4 protein-coding genes are annotated in these 19,246 nt (G+C 43.6%); all 4 read right to left on the bottom strand.

The annotated features are described in order from the left end of the window. Positions 1-50: 50 nt before the first annotated feature. Complete coding sequence (locus tag R7Q11_RS01895) at positions 51-4,742, bottom strand: OmpA family protein (RefSeq protein ID WP_064354668.1); 4,692 nt, start codon at positions 4,740-4,742, stop codon at positions 51-53. Then, complete coding sequence (locus R7Q11_RS01890) at positions 4,735-5,970, bottom strand: TolB family protein (RefSeq protein ID WP_064354667.1); 1,236 nt, start codon at positions 5,968-5,970, stop codon at positions 4,735-4,737. Before R7Q11_RS01890 ends, R7Q11_RS01895 begins: the two co-directional genes overlap by 8 nt. A 1-nt stretch (position 5,971) precedes the next feature. Continuing rightward, a complete protein-coding gene (locus R7Q11_RS01885; protein WP_225466138.1) occupies positions 5,972-7,690 on the bottom strand; it encodes a hypothetical protein in 1,719 nt (572 codons plus the stop codon). 767 nt (positions 7,691-8,457) lie between these two features. Continuing rightward, positions 8,458-18,999, bottom strand: a complete 10,542-nt coding sequence (locus R7Q11_RS01880; protein ID WP_225466137.1) for a tandem large repeat — start codon at positions 18,997-18,999, stop codon at positions 8,458-8,460. Positions 19,000-19,246 lie beyond the last annotated feature (247 nt).

Below are 19,246 nucleotides of genomic sequence, written 5' to 3'. Positions count from 1 at the left end.
ACTTCAGTTTCCATTGATAAGAAAAGAAAAACCGCCCGAAGGCGGTTTTTTTATTTATTGAGAATCGACGCTTCAATGATGGTTGCCAAGTATGGGTCTCTAATCCAAGTTACTAAACGTTCTGTACGCTCTTCTGGTTTCAGTTTTGCCCAGTTGACGTACATATCTTTATCAACTTTATAGCTTGGGTCTTCACAATCAGAAAAATAAGATAACTCATCTACATTTTTATACTGCCTGCCCAACGACATCTCAAAGCTTCCAAGTTTAAACGGTGTTTTTTCCGCTGTATTACGTTGTACTAGAGAGGACACCTTTAGAACTGCTTCTTGGAATCGACCAGATGTCGAAACAACGGGTCCAAATGGTCGAAGCCCCTTGATTTCTTGCCCGTTCAGCGCTTTAAATGCGAACTCAAAACGAGACGCGTAGACCACCTTACCATCGAAATCTTCATCCATGTCTATGTTGGATAGAGCCTCAGAGACAAAATCTGCATCTATATTTTTGTTAACCACATCGCTGTCATCTAGCGTCCATTTAGAACCGTTCTTCTTTAGTATCCCAATATAAGTAAGGTTACTTAGATACTCAGGACCAGCGGTAGTTTCAGATCCGAATACGGCTTCATTATCAAAAGTAGTAGATAGCTTTAGTGAAACTGGAACACTCTGCCATTCGAGGTTTTGTCCCTCATACGACTCTTTTCTGTGCTTGCCACCAATAAGCATAACTTCCATAGCGAATGACTTATTCGAAGTCCAATCAAAGCCTTTGAGCTCATCTGCAGTAGTGAACATACTGTCCTCGTTCATAAACTGTCGTTTATTTCCGTAGTTGACCGCAATCGCACTGTGCTTAATGTCTTCGATAATAGGCTTTGTCGGGCCTTTATGAACTTTACTATGTAAGACAAAATCTAGCGTTAACAAGTCTTTCTCTGACACACTATTTCCGTTCGCAATAAAGCCCGATTTAGCAGAGAGTGTATAGTTATGGTTTGTATCGACTCCTACAGGAATCTGTCTAGGTGACGTAATAAATCGTCCGACTGTCTTGTCCACTCGTACTGGTAGCTTATAGTTGCTTCCAGATAGAGTGAACTCATAGGTCATATTTTTGAAGCCACCGCTGTTTACATATTCTTTGAGTACATCTTGTTGGGAGTCAATTTTTATCACCTGCCCAAAAATCGGACCGAGAGCAACTTTAGATAAGTATCCGCTATAATCGACTAAATCGTGCTTAGCGATCAAAGGCTTCACTCCAGAGAAGACATCATCGCCAAAGTAAAAATACGGTTCAAACTCACAACCAATAAGGACTTTGCCGTCTGCTTTTTCCGCCTCAAAAAATTCGGCCAACTCACCTTTGGGATCTACACTAAATTCCTCGTGTTTCATCGGCTTGAACATCAAATTAAACTTAGGTCCACTGGTATTAAGTAAACCGTCAGTGCGCTGATAAGACATCTCACACTGAAACACATTTGACGTCATCTGTTTCAGACTTTGTTTGCCTAACACCATTTGCCACTTCAAACGGTGGAAAGGCGATAATCGCACCTTTTTATTTGCTTTTAATCGTACCTTCTCCCACTCATCAAAGGTGACCCATTTAGAGTTGTCATGAGGCTCAGAGACTAATAACCTAACGAACCCTAGGTCCTCCTCTGATAATTTTTTAGACTCAACATTAAATTGTGTAGCAAACTCTACTAAGCCTCTTTGTTGATCGCGATTATAGAGCTTGTCTTGCACTGGAAACGCAACATTAAACGCCCCAGAAACATCTTTCCTTTTTGGAGCAATATAGTTTGCTTTATTACGAGTGATGACTTGTTCAGCGATTTCTTCACCGTAACTTTCAATTAGTTGCTTGTGTCCCTCACGACGCATGAGTTCTTGGAGCCACAAGTTACACAAATTTTCTTTTAACTCTGTGTTTAATACCCAGCCATCGGTTTCTATAAATCGCTGAATGTATTCATCGATGGCTAGTGTTCGCCACTGTTCTGTGAACTCTTGTTCGCCCTCAGAACAAGCTCTTTGAATCAAAAGCACCAAACCATTAATAGCAAGTGCACGGCGTTGATAGCGCTTAATCAACTCCTTTGCACCCGTAGCTTTTCCTAAGTGCTCAACTAACGCATCTGAAGACGAAAAATACAACTCAGTCAATTGGGTATCAATCTCAGCCAGTGAATCAATAATTTCTGTGGTTTCATGGCTAAGCTGTTCAATTGCAGATATGCTTTTTCTAACTTCGTTGTAGGAAGACAAGTAATAATCGAAGAGCACAGAGTCTAGCAACTGGGCGCCACTCATCAGCATTTTCCCGCCTTCTTTGACAACGAAAAAGCCTCTTGCTGCCTGTCCTATTATCGGAACATAGCAAGCCATACCAACGATCATCTCGAAGATAGCTAGCTTGAGCTCTTTTGCAATTGCTTCTTCTCCCAAGTTCGCATCTAACTGAGCTAAACGCGCTTGCTCCATAGCCTTAAAGCCGAGTCGACTCGGTGGAATTCTCGCCGCAAACTCTTGTAGATAGATGCGAACTTCAACACGTCGGTTAATATTAAGTTGCGCGTTTTCGCGTTTGATTTCGTTGTTTGGTACCTCGACTATCGGTCGACGTTCGCCAAAAAAACGAATACCACTGACTGAAGAAAAGAACTCAGCAACATGCTGCGCTCGCTGTTGCGAAAGGTTTTGGTTATATTCTGAATCACCGTTTTGACAGGCATGCCCTTCGATTTCAACAACGGCATTTGGAATCTTAGATAATTCTTTATCGACCGCAGCCAAATACGACAAGTGCGGGGCTTGAACCTGGTTGTTATCAAAAGGAAAAACCAAGCGTAAACCGGCACCTTTATGGTCTTTAACAAACATTGCACTGTCTTCAGCAACGTCATTCGGAATACTGTCAGTAAACGTTACATTGTCGCCTAACTTATCTATGATTTGCTTAAGCAGTAATTCCCCGCTCTTCAGACTTTCTTTCCAGACAGGTACCCAGTTCAGATAATCGCGTGATACCTGCTCAAAATAACTTTTCCTGAGTTTAGCTTTCTCTTCTGCTAAGCGTAATTGCTCGCTTTTGTCAGTGATCGCTTTTATCTCATAGAAGGTGTTAATTGCATTGAGCCCGGCCCCAGCAAAGGGCGACAAAAAGCTTTTGACACTGCCGTTACCTGTCAACCACGTTCTAGCAGCACTCCCCGCCACAACGTGGGCATTGCCATTTCTCGCAGGTTCAATCACCTTGGTAAAGAACTTACTTTTATCAAATCCTTTCTCTTTGAGGAGCGCTTTTAAGCCCACTTGAGCTGCACGCTCGGATTCAGATGCCGCTTGGCGTAAATCTTGAAGAGTTTGGTAAGCTGCTGCGGTAGCCGATACCCCAAATGAAAACTCCAATGCCGAAATCATGGCTGGAGGTAATGCGCCCTTATCTACTTGCCCCCAAAACGTGTTTGCTAAACTCCCAATCACATCATGTTTACTTGATGGGTTTTGATGAATATTAATGCCAGCATTAACCAAACTTGGTGTCACTTTTGTGCCAATCTCCCACAGTGCAGCACTCATACTGGCAGTCGTTCCGCTATTCTCTAGGTTTTCAAGCTCCCCCATTCGGAAGGCTTGTAGAGCTTTAAACTGCGTAGGAAACTGGTATATCAAAGACTCTTCAAGTGAGATCATGTCGCCCGCAACAACCGCGATCTTACCAAACGGTGTCGTTTGGCTAAGCGTGATGTATTCTCGTAGCTCGTAGCTGACTCTAGTAGCATCACCAAATTCATCATACTCTTTGGTTACATTAGTGGCATTCTGTGCAAACTCAGGTATCTCATCGATGAGGTCAACATCAAAAACCACTTCAATGGTGTACATGCCATCAGTAAAAACCTCCGACGCCAACGGAAACAAAGCTATTGGACGATGCGAATCACTGTTTCGGTCAAGTTGTGCTTGCGTTATGATTTCTTCGTCTTGCAGGTTGAGGTGCTGTCCGCTCTCCTCATCAAAACGAGTAACTTTAACAATTGCATCAGCATACTCTTGTGTTGAAAATGCTACTGCGAGAAATGAGAACGTGGGTACAATAAAGCCACGAATGGGCTTATCTTCAGGAACAGAGTCATACCACTTGTTATACGCAACTTGCTCATCAGTTAGTGCTTGAGTGCCCGCTTCATATTTAGGCGCAAGTTGTGAGCGCTTTACTTCTGTGACAGCGTATTCCACTTTTTTTTCTAGCGAGTTCAGTGTTTTCTTGCTCCCATTTCCCTTTAGATTTCCTAAGATAGAGGCAAGTTCTGAGCACGCCTTTTTGATTGGCCGAGCATTACTCTGGGCACCAATCGCCAACTCTGTGAGCATTGACCATTCAGGAAAAGACAGCTTGTACGTCTTCTGTGCTAACTCATGTACTGGCGAACGCAGTACCAAAACCTGATTGATATTGGTTTTTTGGTTTTTCTGAGTAGAATCACCCAGTACATGTAAACGACCTAAATCGTCTGTCGCCCAAAGGGCTGCGCTTTCCTCACCTAAATTTATTGCAATGGGAAGCCGTGACATAGGGCGGATATTTTTCAACTCTTCTAATGAGGTCAGGTCTTTTTCGATATTGAGTGCTTTATATCGAGGGTTCTGTGCATCCCCAACATTAGGAAAATCGACACCAAACAAATAGACATCTGTTGGTAAATACTTAAGGTCATTACTCATCGTTTTCTACCTCCAGAAAACGCCCGCCGTCAGCATCGGCATTATAAAGCACTGGGGTTTTAGCAACTCTGCCAGAATGAATCACCTTCCATGACTGAGCGCCATTTCCATTCATTTCATAACGGTAATCTGACCCATAACGTCTAATGGTTATTTTTGCTGCTCCTCTCTGTGTTTCATTACCGTTGTTACTGATATTTACAACTTTCGCATAAACGTTCTTTTCATCGCCTTCCTTAGAAAACGCAAGCCAAGTTTGCTCCTCAACATTGATCAGCACCTTACGATACGAGTTTATGCCCCATACATATTTACCATTGGGGCTGATAGCAATTTGGCGGTAGATGCGCTTCTCAATATCGATGGAGTCTTCAAACTCTTTTTCAGGTAAAATCGTGTATAAGCGTTTGAGTGTCTTGGCGTCATAAACTCCCACCCCCAAGCCCGCGGCATTGATTAACTTGCCATCTACAATGACCGTATCTTCAGACAACGGTACATCTACCTCTTCTTTGGTTCCCGTCGCGAGTGTGTATTTAAAGCGCTTAAAACCGTCTGAGAAATAGATGTAGCTAGAATCGTCCGCCCAGACCAAATATGGCTTAGTACTCGCGCTACCCAGCTGAATGGTCTGTTGCGTTTCTAAGTCAAAGATTGCCTTTATCAAAGGCCCACCAAAGCTATAGGCATAAGCCACATAACGATTATTGGGTGAACGACTCGTCACATAGTTCTGTGGTGAAGCTGTACTTGGTATATCATCTGTGACTAAGCGTAAATCTGTCCCATCAATTTTCACGCTCCAAATTTTGTAGCCGTTTTCGTAATCATTTACGAGTGGGTCGTTAAACTTAACATTATTCCACCAAAACTGAATTCGAGGTTTGTCATAAGAGCTCGCATCAGATAAATCTTCACGAGGCCACTCTTTTGCTCGGCGTACGGCATAACCTGGTTTGACAGGAAGCGTACCTGGGTATTCAGGCTTAGACAGATCTTCAGAGTAAACAATAAAGTTATGCTCACTTTGCCATTGGCAGCGTGGTCCTGTCACATCTTTGCGTTCGAATGACGTTGTTTCACCAACGTTGTAACAAGCCTTTTGAGCGGGTTCTTTTTCTGCGGTTTGTGTTGTTGCAGTATTCGAAGTTTGATTACTTTCTTCACCACAGCCTGTTAATAACATAACTGTCGAAAGAAGCGTGATACTTAACGTTGTTCGTTTCATTTTATAATAGTTCCGTGAGTTCAATGTCTTGATAAATTACTGACATTAAGACCGTTTTATCTGAGTTATGAGATCGGCAATGACGGGTTAGATTGACCCTTTTAACTTCTGGTAACCAACCACTAAACACGACTTCTTTGCAGTACTGATCCACAAACTCAGCCTCGCGCAAAAAAATCTTTTGGCTCCATGTTTCATCAACACACGTCAGTTGGAAATAATCATCTGGTTGATCGCATTGGGGATTACTTTTATAAGTAATTACGACGCCTTCGCTTGGGGAGTTAACAACAACGGCAGCAACACCCTGCTCTTTTTGACTGACGGCATTGTAATCTGATTTGCTTGGCGCTTGAGTATCCAAATTCGGCAACGAAATCACAGGTTCGGAGCTCGCATCAAAGTTGTGAGCAGAAGAATAATCACAGAGGTCTACTTCAACCGCTTTTTCATTATTCCCACTCTTTAATTCATTGAGTTGCTGAGTATTGAGTTGAGTCCGAGAATAGTAGAGAGCAACATCACTTTGTACGCTACCGTTTATTTTGTATGGAAGCCAAATATGAGGCAAAGGAACACCAAGCGGCTCTCTCTTTGTTTTACTTCCAGCCTTAAATGGACTCAATTCGGTTTGAAGTAATTCTGTGTATGTTTCGCCTTCGTTAGGCCAACCAGCGACCACTACCTCAACTTCTTCTGCAGTAAGACCAAAAACACGGGCGCAAGCGTATTCGTCCAACACGCCCTCATAGACTTTTTTACCGTCTTGGTACAGTTGAAACGCTTCCCCTGACAGAAATGCTTCGGAGTCTTCATCATATAAGCTGATATCGACCGATCTTTGAGGCGAGGACTTAGTGCTTTGGTAGAGCGATAGATCGACATCAGAAAAGCGTCCGTCGTTTTGAACTTGGATTTCTCGCCAAACTTCTGATTGCCAAACGACATAAATATAACCGCGATCAATAGATACATACCCTGAATCACTCTTATGAACTGGAACTACCGGCACCAACACGTTGTCCCACTCATCCATCTGAGTTTCTTTATCAACGGGTTGCAGGTCTTCGGCGAGTTTAAGCAAGATTGGCTGAGGTTGGTCGGAACAAGGGATTTTGATATAGAGCGTTTTGCCCTCAGCTTCGAGATCTTTAAACGTCGCGAGGCTGCGGTGTTTGTTTTCTGTATCGGCCTTGCCTACAGTCACTTTTTCTTTTTGAGCTTCGGTTTTTCCCAACATCAAACATGCTGCATTACTAGACCACTGCCCTGCAAACTCAACAACGATTTTTTGATCTGGGCTTGGCTCAGAAGGTACATGCGTGTAACTACGGACCAAAGCAACATCGTCAGTAACCTGCTTGTAGCCCGCTTTAAAAACTTTGCTTTCATTCGAAGCAGATAAAGAGTCAACGAGTGTTTTAAGTCTAGGGAAGCTTTGTAACTGAGAGTCCGTTAACGGTGACCTACGAACAAAGGAAGATAATGAGACCCAACTGCCTTTGCCAAGTTCGGCTCTGATCGCTGCTAGCAATCCGCTGGTCGTTTTTTTAGAAGAAAGAGAAATCTTTTGCGCAAACTCTTTAGGGAGGTTTCTAAGGATGTCATCTGAATTTCGCAAACGCGAAAGCTGCCCTATACACTCGTCTGGTGTAAGAACATAAGATAGCTCGCTGGAGGATAGCTTCGAGCTAGGTATAAATTTGCAAACTAAATGCATTTGAATTCTCCACAACCAACATCGTAAATATGGTTGCGGTGACATTTAAGCTGATAAGGCTTACAAGTACGATTTGGTCTGCGTATCCTACTTACTTAGCCATTTATTTTCAACGAGATAGAAAAATCGCCCGAAATCAAAAACACCAAAAAAATGGTGATTTTTACTATTAAAACATGCGATTTGACCACAATAAAAGCCAGTAACATCACCCACTCTGTCAAAATGGTAAAATCTTACTATCTAAAAAAATTTAATTTATGGACTGAAGTTAACAAAAATCGTAGTAACGTGTGCTTCAGGTAAGCACGAGGAAATTCAGAAGTTTATGAGGTGCCCTCCTCAGCAACAAACAACAAATTGACTGTTACTGAGGAAGTTTAAATAAAAAGGTGAGCGCATTACGCACTCACAAAAGTAACTGCTCTGAAGTTTGCTAGGATTAAATTTGCTTCATCGCGAGTTAAAGAGGTGAGGTATTACCCATCGACCTCATGCAGAACACTATACTCAGAGTATAGTAACGAGCGTAAATATATAATATTTAAAAAGATTTTCAACGCGACACATTCACCACAGCTCCTGCCGAGCGACCATCACAATCACGTCATACACACCTAAAAGCAACATTGGCCTAGTTATTATAGTTATTCAGCCTTGTATTAAGACGATTCATTAATTCGAGTAACTTATCAATAAAGGCAATTATTTTGATAAATATCACAAAAAGTCCCAAAGAAATAAAGCGAGCTAAACGCTCGCTTTATTTATGCCGCATTTTTTAAAGTTTTGTTATCACTAAAATATCGGTTGTAAACAGCACCTAAGGAGGCTGTACTTGCGAAACGATCATAGTTAAATGTTGCTTGAGCCTCTTCGGCAGAGGCGGAAAGCTTGTTGGTACCATTTACATAAATCGTCACTCCCCCCTCCTTCAGTCCTGAAAGATCTAAATCAGTTGTCCATGAGTCTGAAAGCACGGTTGCCATGCCTGTGGCTTCTGTACCATCAGCGTCGACTGCTTTGATATCTATGAACTCACCATCTTCAAACCGTTCACTGCTACCACTTACTGTCACGCTTTCCACTCCAGTAACATCGTTGATAACGTCTAGGTGTATTGTCGGTGTAATTGGCATGGAGTAAGCCGTGTTCTGACTACCGGTATTCCCTGATAAGTCTTGGTAGTCACGAACAAGCAACGTCACATTGAGCTCTGACGTGCTTGGTACCACCACATCACCAGTCCAAACACTTGGGTCCGCGGTTGCCACTAATGAAGTGATCGTCGTGCCACCTAACTCCGCTGCGGCGGATTGCAGATCTTTATCGAATTCCAGCGTCACCGTCACGCTTTGGCCGATGGCTTGGTGCTCAGGCGTAAACGTCACGTTAGTCAGCGTTGGCAGAGACTGCGCCAGTGTAAAGCTCTGGCTTTCACTCACTTCAATGCCCGCTGAGTTCGTCCCCGTCACCATCACGGTGTAAGTGCCGTTGGTTTGGTGACTCATATCAATCGCGTCACTGGTCCAATTGCCACCGGCTTGTACCGTCGCACTGCTGCTTTTCAATACCGTCGCGCTGCCTTGGGCCTTTACTTCAAGACGCAGGGACTGACCGTCAAAACGTGTCGACGTGCCTTCGAATTGTAGCGTGGCGGCATGCGTTTCATCCACATTGCCCACTGGCGTGATGGCTAAGGTCGGCGTGATCGGCATGGAGTAAACCGTGTTCTGGCTACCGGTGTTTCCTGATAAGTCTTGGTAGTCACGAACTAGTAACGCCACATTCAGCTCTGACGAGTCTGGTACCACTACATCACCAGTCCAAACACTTGGGTCCGCGGTTGCCACTAACGAGGTGATCGTCGTGCCACCTAACTCCGCTGCGGCGGATTGCAGATCTTTATCGAATTCTAGCGTTACCGTCACGCTTTGGCCGATGGCTTGGTGCTCAGGCGTAAACGTCACGTTAGTCAGCGTTGGCAGAGACTGCGCCAGTGTAAAGCTCTGGCTTTCACTCACTTCAATGCCCGCTGAGTTCGTCCCCGTCACCATCACAGTATAAGTGCCATTGGTTTGGTGACTCATATCCATTGCGTCACTGACCCAAGTGCCACCAGCTTGTACCGTTGCACTGCTGCTTTTTAGTACCGTCGCGCTGCCTTGGGCTTTCACTTCAAGACGCAGGGACTGGCCGTCAAAACGTGTCGACGTGCCTTCGAATTGTAGCGTGGCGGCAAGCGTTTCATCCACACTGCCCACCGGCGTGATAGCTAAGGTCGGCGTGATCGGCATGGAGTAAGCCGTGCTCTGGCTACCGGTATTCCCTGATAAGTCTTGGTAGTCACGAACAAGCAACGCCACATTGAGCTCCGACGTACTTGGTACCACCACATCACCAGTCCAAACGCTTGGGTCCGCGGTTGCCACTAATGAGGTGATCGTCGTGCCACCTAACTCCGCCGCGGCGGACTGCAGATCTTTATCGAATTCCAGCGTTACCGTCACGCTTTGGCCGATGGCTTGGTGCTCAGGCGTAAACGTCACGTTAGTCAGCGTTGGCAGAGATTGCGCCAGTGTAAAGCTCTGACTTTCACTCACTTCAATGCCCGCTGAGTTCGTCCCCGTCACCATCACGATGTAAGTGCCATTGGTTTGATGACTCATATCAAGCGCGTCACTGGTCCAAGTGCCACCGGCTTGTACCGTTGCGCTGCTGCTTTTCAATACCGTCGCGCCGCCTTGGGCTTTCACTTCAAGACGCAGGGACTGACCATCAAAACGTGTCGACGTACCTTCAAATTGTAGCGTGGCGGCATGCGCTTCATCCACATTACCCACTGGCGTAATAGCTAAAGTTGGCGTGATCGGCATGGAGTAAGCCGTGTTCTGGCTACCGGTATTCCCTGAGAAGTCTTGGTAGTCACGAACAAGCAACGTCACATTCAGCTCTGACGTGCTTGGTACCACCACATCACCAGTCCAAACACTTGGGTCCGCGGTTGCCACTAATGAAGTGATCGTCGTGCCACCTAACTCCGCTGCGGCGGATTGCAGATCTTTATCGAATTCCAGCGTCACCGTCACGCTTTGGCCGATGGCTTGGTGCTCAGGCGTAAACGTCACGTTAGTCAGTGTTGGCAGAGATTGCGCCAGTGTAAAGCTCTGGCTTTCACTCACTTCAATACCCGCTGAGTTCGTCCCCGTCACCATCACGGTATAAGTGCCATTGGTTTGATGACTCATATCAATCGCGTCACTGGTCCAAGTGCCACCGGCTTGTACTGTCGCGCTGCTGCTTTTTAGTACCGTCGCGCTGCCTTGGGCTTTCACTTCAAGACGCAGGGACTGGCCATCAAAACGTGTCGACGTACCTTCGAATTGTAGCTTGGTGGCATGCGTTTCATCCACATTGCCCACTGGCGTAATAGCTAAGGTTGGCGTGATCGGCAATTCGTGAGCGGTGTTATCCTCACCTATGTTGCCAGTCAAATCTTTAAACTGACTAACAACCAAGTCGACACTTAACAGCGCGGTGCTCGGAACTTGTACATCACCAACCCAGACCTTTTTATCTACCGTTGCTGATAGAGAACTAATGCGATTGCCGCCAAGCGTAGCGGTCGCCTCTTGGAGCTCTTTATCAAACTCAAGCGAGACACTCACGCTTTGCCCCACGCTCTGATGCTCGGGGTTAAATGTCACATTGGTTAGTTTTGGTAAGGTTCCTTCAACCGCGATACTTAAACTGCTTCCCTTTCCAGGAATGGTGTTGGTACTTTGGTAGCTATCATCCTCTACCTGTATTGTTATGTTTTTATCTTGTTTTTCTGGGCTGACATAGTTAACCGTCCACGTAATATTATCTGAAGTCGACCAAGTATCTTGTTTTAACGTTCCTGTTGCACCGCTATCACTAGCGACAAGATGGACATCTGAGATATCAAAGTTCGTAACTTCTTCTGTAAAGTTAAACGCAAGCGTAATCTCTTCGCCTCCAAAAAGAGGGGCGCTTGAGGCGGTAGAGATACTTAGCCCGGGAACGGTTGCCGCTTCCACATGCGCATCAATAGAACTTTCACTCTTGTTATCCACCTTGTCTGTTGCTGCCACCGTGATCGTATGATCGCCTTTCGGTAACAAATAGCTGATGACATAAGGCCCCGCTTCGGTTGTCGGCTCAGTAATCGCTTGAGGAACCACTGTGCTACCACCACTCACCGCTTTTGACGTGACGAGATTTAAATTTTTATCTGTAATGTATGCACTAATTTCTAGTTGATACTTATCGTTTGTCGGCACCTTAGAGGTTTGATTAGCACTTAAGCCCGAAATACTTGGAGCGTCATAATCAACAATAGATTCGATAACCTTTCCATCATAACTTTTGCCTAGTAATTCAAAGCTTGTATTCTCTCTTCCAACTGAGTCCGTCACCGTCACCTTAAGGGTATATGACCCTTGGTTATCGACGGCAAAGTTCATCATTCCATTACCACTAGATGAGATAACATCACCTGAGTAACGCAAGGAATCACCGAGGCTTGGAATAAGCTCCACAGAATATTGTGAAGCTTTCACTCTTTCTCCTTCCACCGTAGATACCGTAAACGGCTGGCTTGCCTTGGTTAAAAACAGTTTCCCACCCTGCAAACTCGTAATTCCATCGAAATCAACTGTGACTTTAGGAACACTAATATCAATGACTTTTCTGATATCAGAATACAGTCCGACGCTATCTGTCGCTTTGATGTCTACTGTGATTGAACCACGCCCCTCTAACTGAGATTTCGGTAGTTCAAAGTACGTAGATGAACCATTCCCATCCTCTACTCTTTCTTCTTGATAACTCGGGTTTAAAACCGAGTAGTTTACTGTTGCCAGGCTGCTACCAGTGTCCGTTATGTCAAAACGAAAACGAACATTATCAGGATTTGTTGGCGATTCGGTTACGATAATCTCATCGCCAACACTTGGAGGTGTGTTGTCAACTTTAATATCAACGGTCGCTTCACCGACTCTCGACCACACATCCGTTGCGGTAATCGTTGTCCTGATCGTTTTTCCATCCGCATCGCTAGGAAGTTCACTTGTAAATGTTGAACACTTGTAGGTTGGGTCATCTGCACACACCTCTAATTGTGCAAACTTCTCCGGATTATCTTTATAGTTGTAGGATTCCGTTCCAAACCTGGCCATCACATTGTCTAGTCTAGAGTTTTCATACAGCTTAATTCTGAATTTGGCGACAAGCTGCTGACCATTAATGGTTGTGTTTCCAACCGGATCAGTAATTTCAACGACTACCGAACCTTTAGGTAATTCAAGCAGTAGATCGTGCTCTGGCGTCAAGTTTCCTGCTAAATCAGATAAGTTCTTGATTTTGTATTCTTGAGTTGTACTCAGGCCATCAATAATATCGGCATAGGATTCAGAATACGTACACTTGATATTTCCAACACCTTTGGCACAAGTCGTTGGTGTATAAGCTTTGTTGCCAAGATTACGAACCAACTTTGGATATTCATCTGAACTTTCGGTATTCACGCCTGATAAAGCATCATTGAAAGAGAGCTCAAATGTGAGCATCTTCTTCTTCAAAGCTTCATCAAACCAAACATCACTTCCTTTAAAACTGTATGAGTTACCATCTACGACTGTCGGTGCATCAATATCCACCATCGAGAAATTGAACTTGTTGATCGTTTCACGCCCATTTGTACCCAAGGTTTTAGTGATCAAAGTAACAGGTGCTTTGGTCATGTTTTGCCCAACATTGACACTACAACTGTAAGGTTCTTGCGATACGTTGATAACACCAGAAGTTGGTTGCTCATTAGTTGGTGGCGCATCTAGAGAGTTGTATTCTTCACGAACCCAACACTCTAACGTTTTGGCTTTGACCGCACTCAATGTAGTAAAGGTGACATCAAGAACACCATCAGATAAATAATTTTGGAAGTCCAGCGGGCTTTCAACTGTTAGAACCACGCCTTCACGCTGTACGCTAAAGGTTTGGTTTACTTTTCCAACCTTTCGGTCTTTTTCATCAAGGTAACGAACTTTGTTATAAACTTTGATATCAAGTTCATAATTACCATCTTTGGCAATTTGTGTAGAAAGCAACGTTGCAGTCCAAGTGCCATCTGCGGTTTCTGAGAACGTAAAGTTAGTCCCGTTTTGCTCTCCAGAGAATCTATAAGTTGAGTCAATTCGATCAACGCCACTATCATCAACAATATCAAGCGTCAGTACGATATTTCCATCTTGATAGATGGTGTTGTTTGTAATTGGCGTTCCATCCGTGTAACTCATCGCCAGCGTCACCTGCGGGATTGAGTTGTACACTTTGACGGTAAAATCTTGCTCATCACTGGTTAAGGTTGTGTTGCCACGAACATCAGACCCTTTTAAACGAACCTTGTGTGTACCCGTACCTAAATCACCAAGGCTCACTTTGAGATCCTCATTGATTTTTGTACCGGGAGAGCCAGGTAATGGTTCCAGATCGCTAAACGTCCAATACTCTAGGCTTTCTCGATTTACGCCATTAATTGAAACATCACCGTTTGCATTTAGGTCTAGCGCCGTTAGGTCAAAGACATAGTTACCTAAGTAGTAGTCATTCGCATTGAAACCACTTAAGCCTAATGTTGGCCCATCACGATCAAGAATAACCTTGTGCGTGTTAGAACTAGACTCAAAACCATAAATATCGGTTGCTTTTACATACAATGACGTTGTTTTTTCATCTTCAGAAATGTCTATTTTATCTGTGTCACTCTTGATAAGAGACATGACAAACTCTTTAGATGAATCCGTTGGCACAATTGTCTTAATTGGCGAATCTTTACCACTTTGATACAGCGAGACTTGCTCAAGGTCTGAATCGTCTATTACGGATTTAAATCGCACGTTGAACTCACGCCCTATGACATAGTTCTCTTTGGACAATGTGTCTTCAACCCAAGGCGTGTTTAGGATGATTTCAGGGCCTTTGTTATCGACTTGGAAGGTAAATTTCCCTGTTGTACTAACATTGGCAGGGTAAGCGTTGTCCGTCGCAGTGACGTAAAACTCATTCCATTCATCGTAATCAAATGCTTTTGAAACCAGTTGGACTTTGACGTCAGGCTGTTCACCAACTAGGTATGGTACGTCACACTCCTCTGTTAGAGGGTCACAGCTTTCTAATGTCAGAGCCTGACCAGATCCGCGGCGCAAATCTATTTTTACGTTATTGCCAGAGCTTAACGTCCCCCAATCAATGACAGGTGTCCATTGGTTATTACCACCTAAACGGCTTTGAACCTGCTCACTTTTTACAATAGGAGCTTCAGAGTCGATACGAATATTGAATCTCGGAGCGGTGCTAGTTAACTCTGAAACGGAGTTACCTAAGTTGTCCTCTGCTGCGGCAACAACTAACCAATCTCCATCACCAGGATAAATCGTAGAGCCTTGATTTGAACAAATCTCTCCCGTACATAGTTTGACTTTAAACGCGTCTTTCGAGTTACTTGCAAAGTTTTCTGGTGTGTATGTTACTTTTTCACCGGTTTGCTGGTAGAAAACAAGGCCCCTCGAGGCAAGCTTATCACCAACAATATCCTCAACCTTGAAGGTTAATTCATGAGTATTGTTCGCATTTAAATAAATACCGTTTTCTACAGGTTTACCATCGACATCATTGGGTGGAAGGTAACTGGCCTTAGGGAAATCGTTATCAATAAACACCGATTCTATAAACGGAGATTTACCATTATAACCATACGCATTGCCATGTGGGTCCATAGCACTGGTCTCCACGGCAAACTCTATAATGTCTTTTAGTTCACTAGACTGGGAGTTAAGGGTGAAGAAGTACTCTTTTCGATAAGCATTGCTGTTGCCTGAGTTTTCTACGATGTTGATGTCCAGTGGTATTTCAATATTTGGCTCATTGGCTTGATACCACATCGTGCTAAACTTCGGACCGTAAGCGTCGGTTCCTACAATACCAGAAGGATCGTCTAGGACAATTTTAGAAACAACCTCGCCAGCGATATAAAGCCTATTACCAACCATCGTCTCTCTACCGCTTTCAATGGTTAATTTTGGCTGCGGAGGCAAGGTATCGATACTGCTACCCTCTGTATCAAAAATGTTCTTACCATTTAAGTCAGGATTAGCCATCGAAATATCATCAGCATAGAGCTGCGCGATATTGGTCTCAATACCGTATTTGCTCGCCATGATTTCATAATAGGATTGCGCCAGATCTTTTCGGTAAGTTTCAGCGCCAAACGTGTAAGAATCGAGCGTAACTTGACTTCCTCCGGCCCCTATACCATTTGCTTTTCCATCGTAGCTAAAATCATCGTAAATAGCAGATGCAAAATCTAATGAGTTATTTCTTGGCATTCTCTCGGCAATACTATCAATTGCTTCAACAAGGAATCGGTGTAGATAGTCATTTGATGGCTTGTCTGGAATCGCTTTAGTCGTAAGCATTTCATTGGTTGCATAAGACACAACCGTTGGGTCAAACCCAAAGAATGAGTTGTTATTCGTACCTGATAACGCGTAGCGCACCTCATCAAGAATTTGAATCGCACGTTCTGAAGTTTTCTCTCCCGCTGTCACTTGATCCCACTGGAAATCAAACAAACCAGTCTGATATGTCGATAGTTCAGTAATATAGTAAGTTTGAGAACCTTTGAGCTTAAAATACACACCAATATTGGCCTTGTTTAAGTCAACCGTTACTTTCTTGGTCCCTGGATCTCTTTTCCATTGGTAATAGTATGGCTCACTACCTTCGATACCAATTAAACGAACACGCATGAAATCATAATTCACTACGTCAGTTGTGGTTTCACAGCTCGCTACGTCAAGAGCCATAGACTGGTCACTTTCCAGTTGCTGGATAGTGGTACAACTTGCAAGTGAAGTGAATTCACCACTTGGGCTCAACCCTTCAAGTTGAGCTCGCGCACCAATAAATGGTGTCACCACTTTTATGGTTGGTAGGTCAAAGCTACTTCTAAAATATACTTCTCTTGGAGTGCTTTCGTTATCAGACTCATCGACGGTTTGAATGACTAACTTTTGACTACTGTTTTCTGATACCGATTTAAAGCTGTCACCCAAAATATCTCTTACAAAAGGAATGTAATAGATGACATCCTCTACTCGCCCATTGCTATCTAACAGCGTTTCGTGCGGAATTTTTGCGATGTAATCGTCATCTGATGCGGTTGTGTCAATAACTTGCTGAAGTGAGTAGTTGTTATCGTTGTTTTGGCTTACGTAGTACTTGACGACGAGCTTTAGCTTATTAGCGTTGGAGCCTAAAACCGTATCGGTATTTACGTCTGATACTTTCACACGAACATAAGGGATTTTATTCTCTTTCAATAAATTAGCGTTGAAGTTACTAAAATCTATCCCTTTTAATGAGCTCTGAATCCCTAAACTTGCGTACGCATAGTCAATCTTCAGGAAATCGCGGCTTGCTTGAACATTGTCTGGGGTGTACGTATCTTGAGAGTAGATACCATCGTAAGTGGTTCGTTCACCATCTAAACCCACATTTACGTACGTCATTGACGTACCTTCAGGATAGGTTATCGTCTGTGCTGGCGCTTGATCGTCACGACTTACTGCATGCTGCGCAGAGCCCGTATTGCCTTTGCTATCCTTCGCTCGAACCTCAAAGACCGTCGTAGATAGGAATTCATCAGTTGGGTAAGCCTTACTAAACTCACAAGCATTTCCAGACTCTACAGTGACAGGAGAACATGTGACGCCCTCATGTAAGCCATCTTTAAATGAAATACTGACAGAACTAATCTCTTGCGAGCTTTCTTTTACAACCCCTTTCAGAACGTATTCTTTAAGTTGGTTATTAATTGCACTCGCCGATGTAATATCGATAACAGGCGCATCGTTATCCCATTCAAAGTTGATATGAAGACCCGAATGGCTGCCTGGAGTTAACTCATTACCCAGTACATCCGCTGTATATAAGACTAACCGTGCTGCTGTTACGTTTGAGAGCCCTGTGGCAGGGTTCATATCTACACTATCGATCTCTTTGGTATTAATGTTAACTTTAACGTTGGTCTCTCGAAGGCCAACTTCAAAATCATCAAATTCAACCGAACAGAATGTGCTTCCAAAATCTTGTATGTCGTTACATTGAAATTCACCAGACCAAGAGCCATTAATCTGATACTGAATAAAGGCGGATACGTCTTCTACACCGATATCATCAACAATTTTTAGATCAACTTTATCGGTGCCAGCAAGTACATCACGGTCAATGCGTGTCACGATAGGCGCTGTGGTATCAATCTCCGTCCCATCTCGCGGAGGAATGACGCCATCTGTACTGCCATATGTACCTAAGTCATTAAGCTTCTTACTAAAGTCGACATAGTCGGCAGCATCAGTACCTGAAATATTGATACTTGGGTCGTTTACCACGATCAAAACGTGCTGAGATAAGTCACGTGTGTAAACGTCGCTGTTTATCTTTTTCTGTCCAAAGCTGAGGGGAGTCACTGCTCCTGAAGTCTTGCTCACTTCAAGACCATCAAGAACACCATCTGCAATAACATCCCGATATTGGATGTCGGCGAAATGCATTGAAGTGTAGACGTTATCGCTGTTGCCGTATTTTTTTATAAGATCGTAAGAGTAAGACGAGTATGCAGTTAATAAAGCGCCGTATTGATGCCCAGCACTAGCAAAACTGCTTTGCCCACCTTTGGTTATATCAATAGGTTTGGTCTCATTTACGTCAAACCCATACATGCTATTGATACTATCCAAAGCGGTTGAAAAGGCACTCTTATCTGTGGCCCCCTGAGAAATTTTGTACTTTGCCAAGCCTGCTGCCAAGTTCGACAGCGGAGTAAGCATTAACTTTTGCTCACTCCCCTCTTTAAAGTTCACAACACCTTCAAATTTAAGTGTCTTCGCATTACTCACAGATACCGTTTCATTTGTAAACGGATCGGTATAACTCCCCTCTTTTGCAACAACAAAAAGAGGCATTGACGACGATTCAAACTCTAGCAGATAGTTTCCGAAGGCATCAGACGTAGTGTTAGCCAACTTCCGACCTAAGTTTCCATTTTTGAACTCGAAAACCTCAATCTTGGCGCCATTGACTGGGGCGTCAAACACCATACCGGAAATGCTTCCTTTGCTTCTAGCTGGAGGTGTGTTGTCTCCTCCATCACCACCACCACATGCACTCAATAAAAGAGATGTAAGCGTAAGACCTAATGTTAATTTCAGCGTATTTTTAGCGAACATAGTAATTTGGCAAAATATATTTTCCCGAGATTATATTATTGAAAAATATTTTCTCAACGTGACATTAACACCAACAAAATAGGCATAAACACCAAGCCAACCGTCACTTTGACTGAATTATTAAAATTATTTTTACATCCTATAATTATTAACTTAGTTAAAACAGAGGAATTACTCATGCTTTAATGCTAGTTTTTATTTAAAATATTATACTCTACGCACAACTGTCAGTATTGATAAACCAACA

It is taken from the genome of Vibrio sp. 970 (assembly GCF_033339075.1).
Note: the sequence above shows the minus strand (reverse complement) of the source record. Positions and strands in the feature narration are given on the sequence as shown.

Coding starts and splice junctions, on each gene's coding strand:
- R7Q11_RS01885 (WP_225466138.1), bottom strand. CDS start 7,690: ATGCATTTAGTTTGCAAATTTATACCTAGCTCGAAGCTATCCTCCAGC.
- R7Q11_RS01880 (WP_225466137.1), bottom strand. CDS start 18,999: ATGTTCGCTAAAAATACGCTGAAATTAACATTAGGTCTTACGCTTACA.
- R7Q11_RS01895 (WP_064354668.1), bottom strand. CDS start 4,742: ATGAGTAATGACCTTAAGTATTTACCAACAGATGTCTATTTGTTTGGT.
- R7Q11_RS01890 (WP_064354667.1), bottom strand. CDS start 5,970: ATGAAACGAACAACGTTAAGTATCACGCTTCTTTCGACAGTTATGTTA.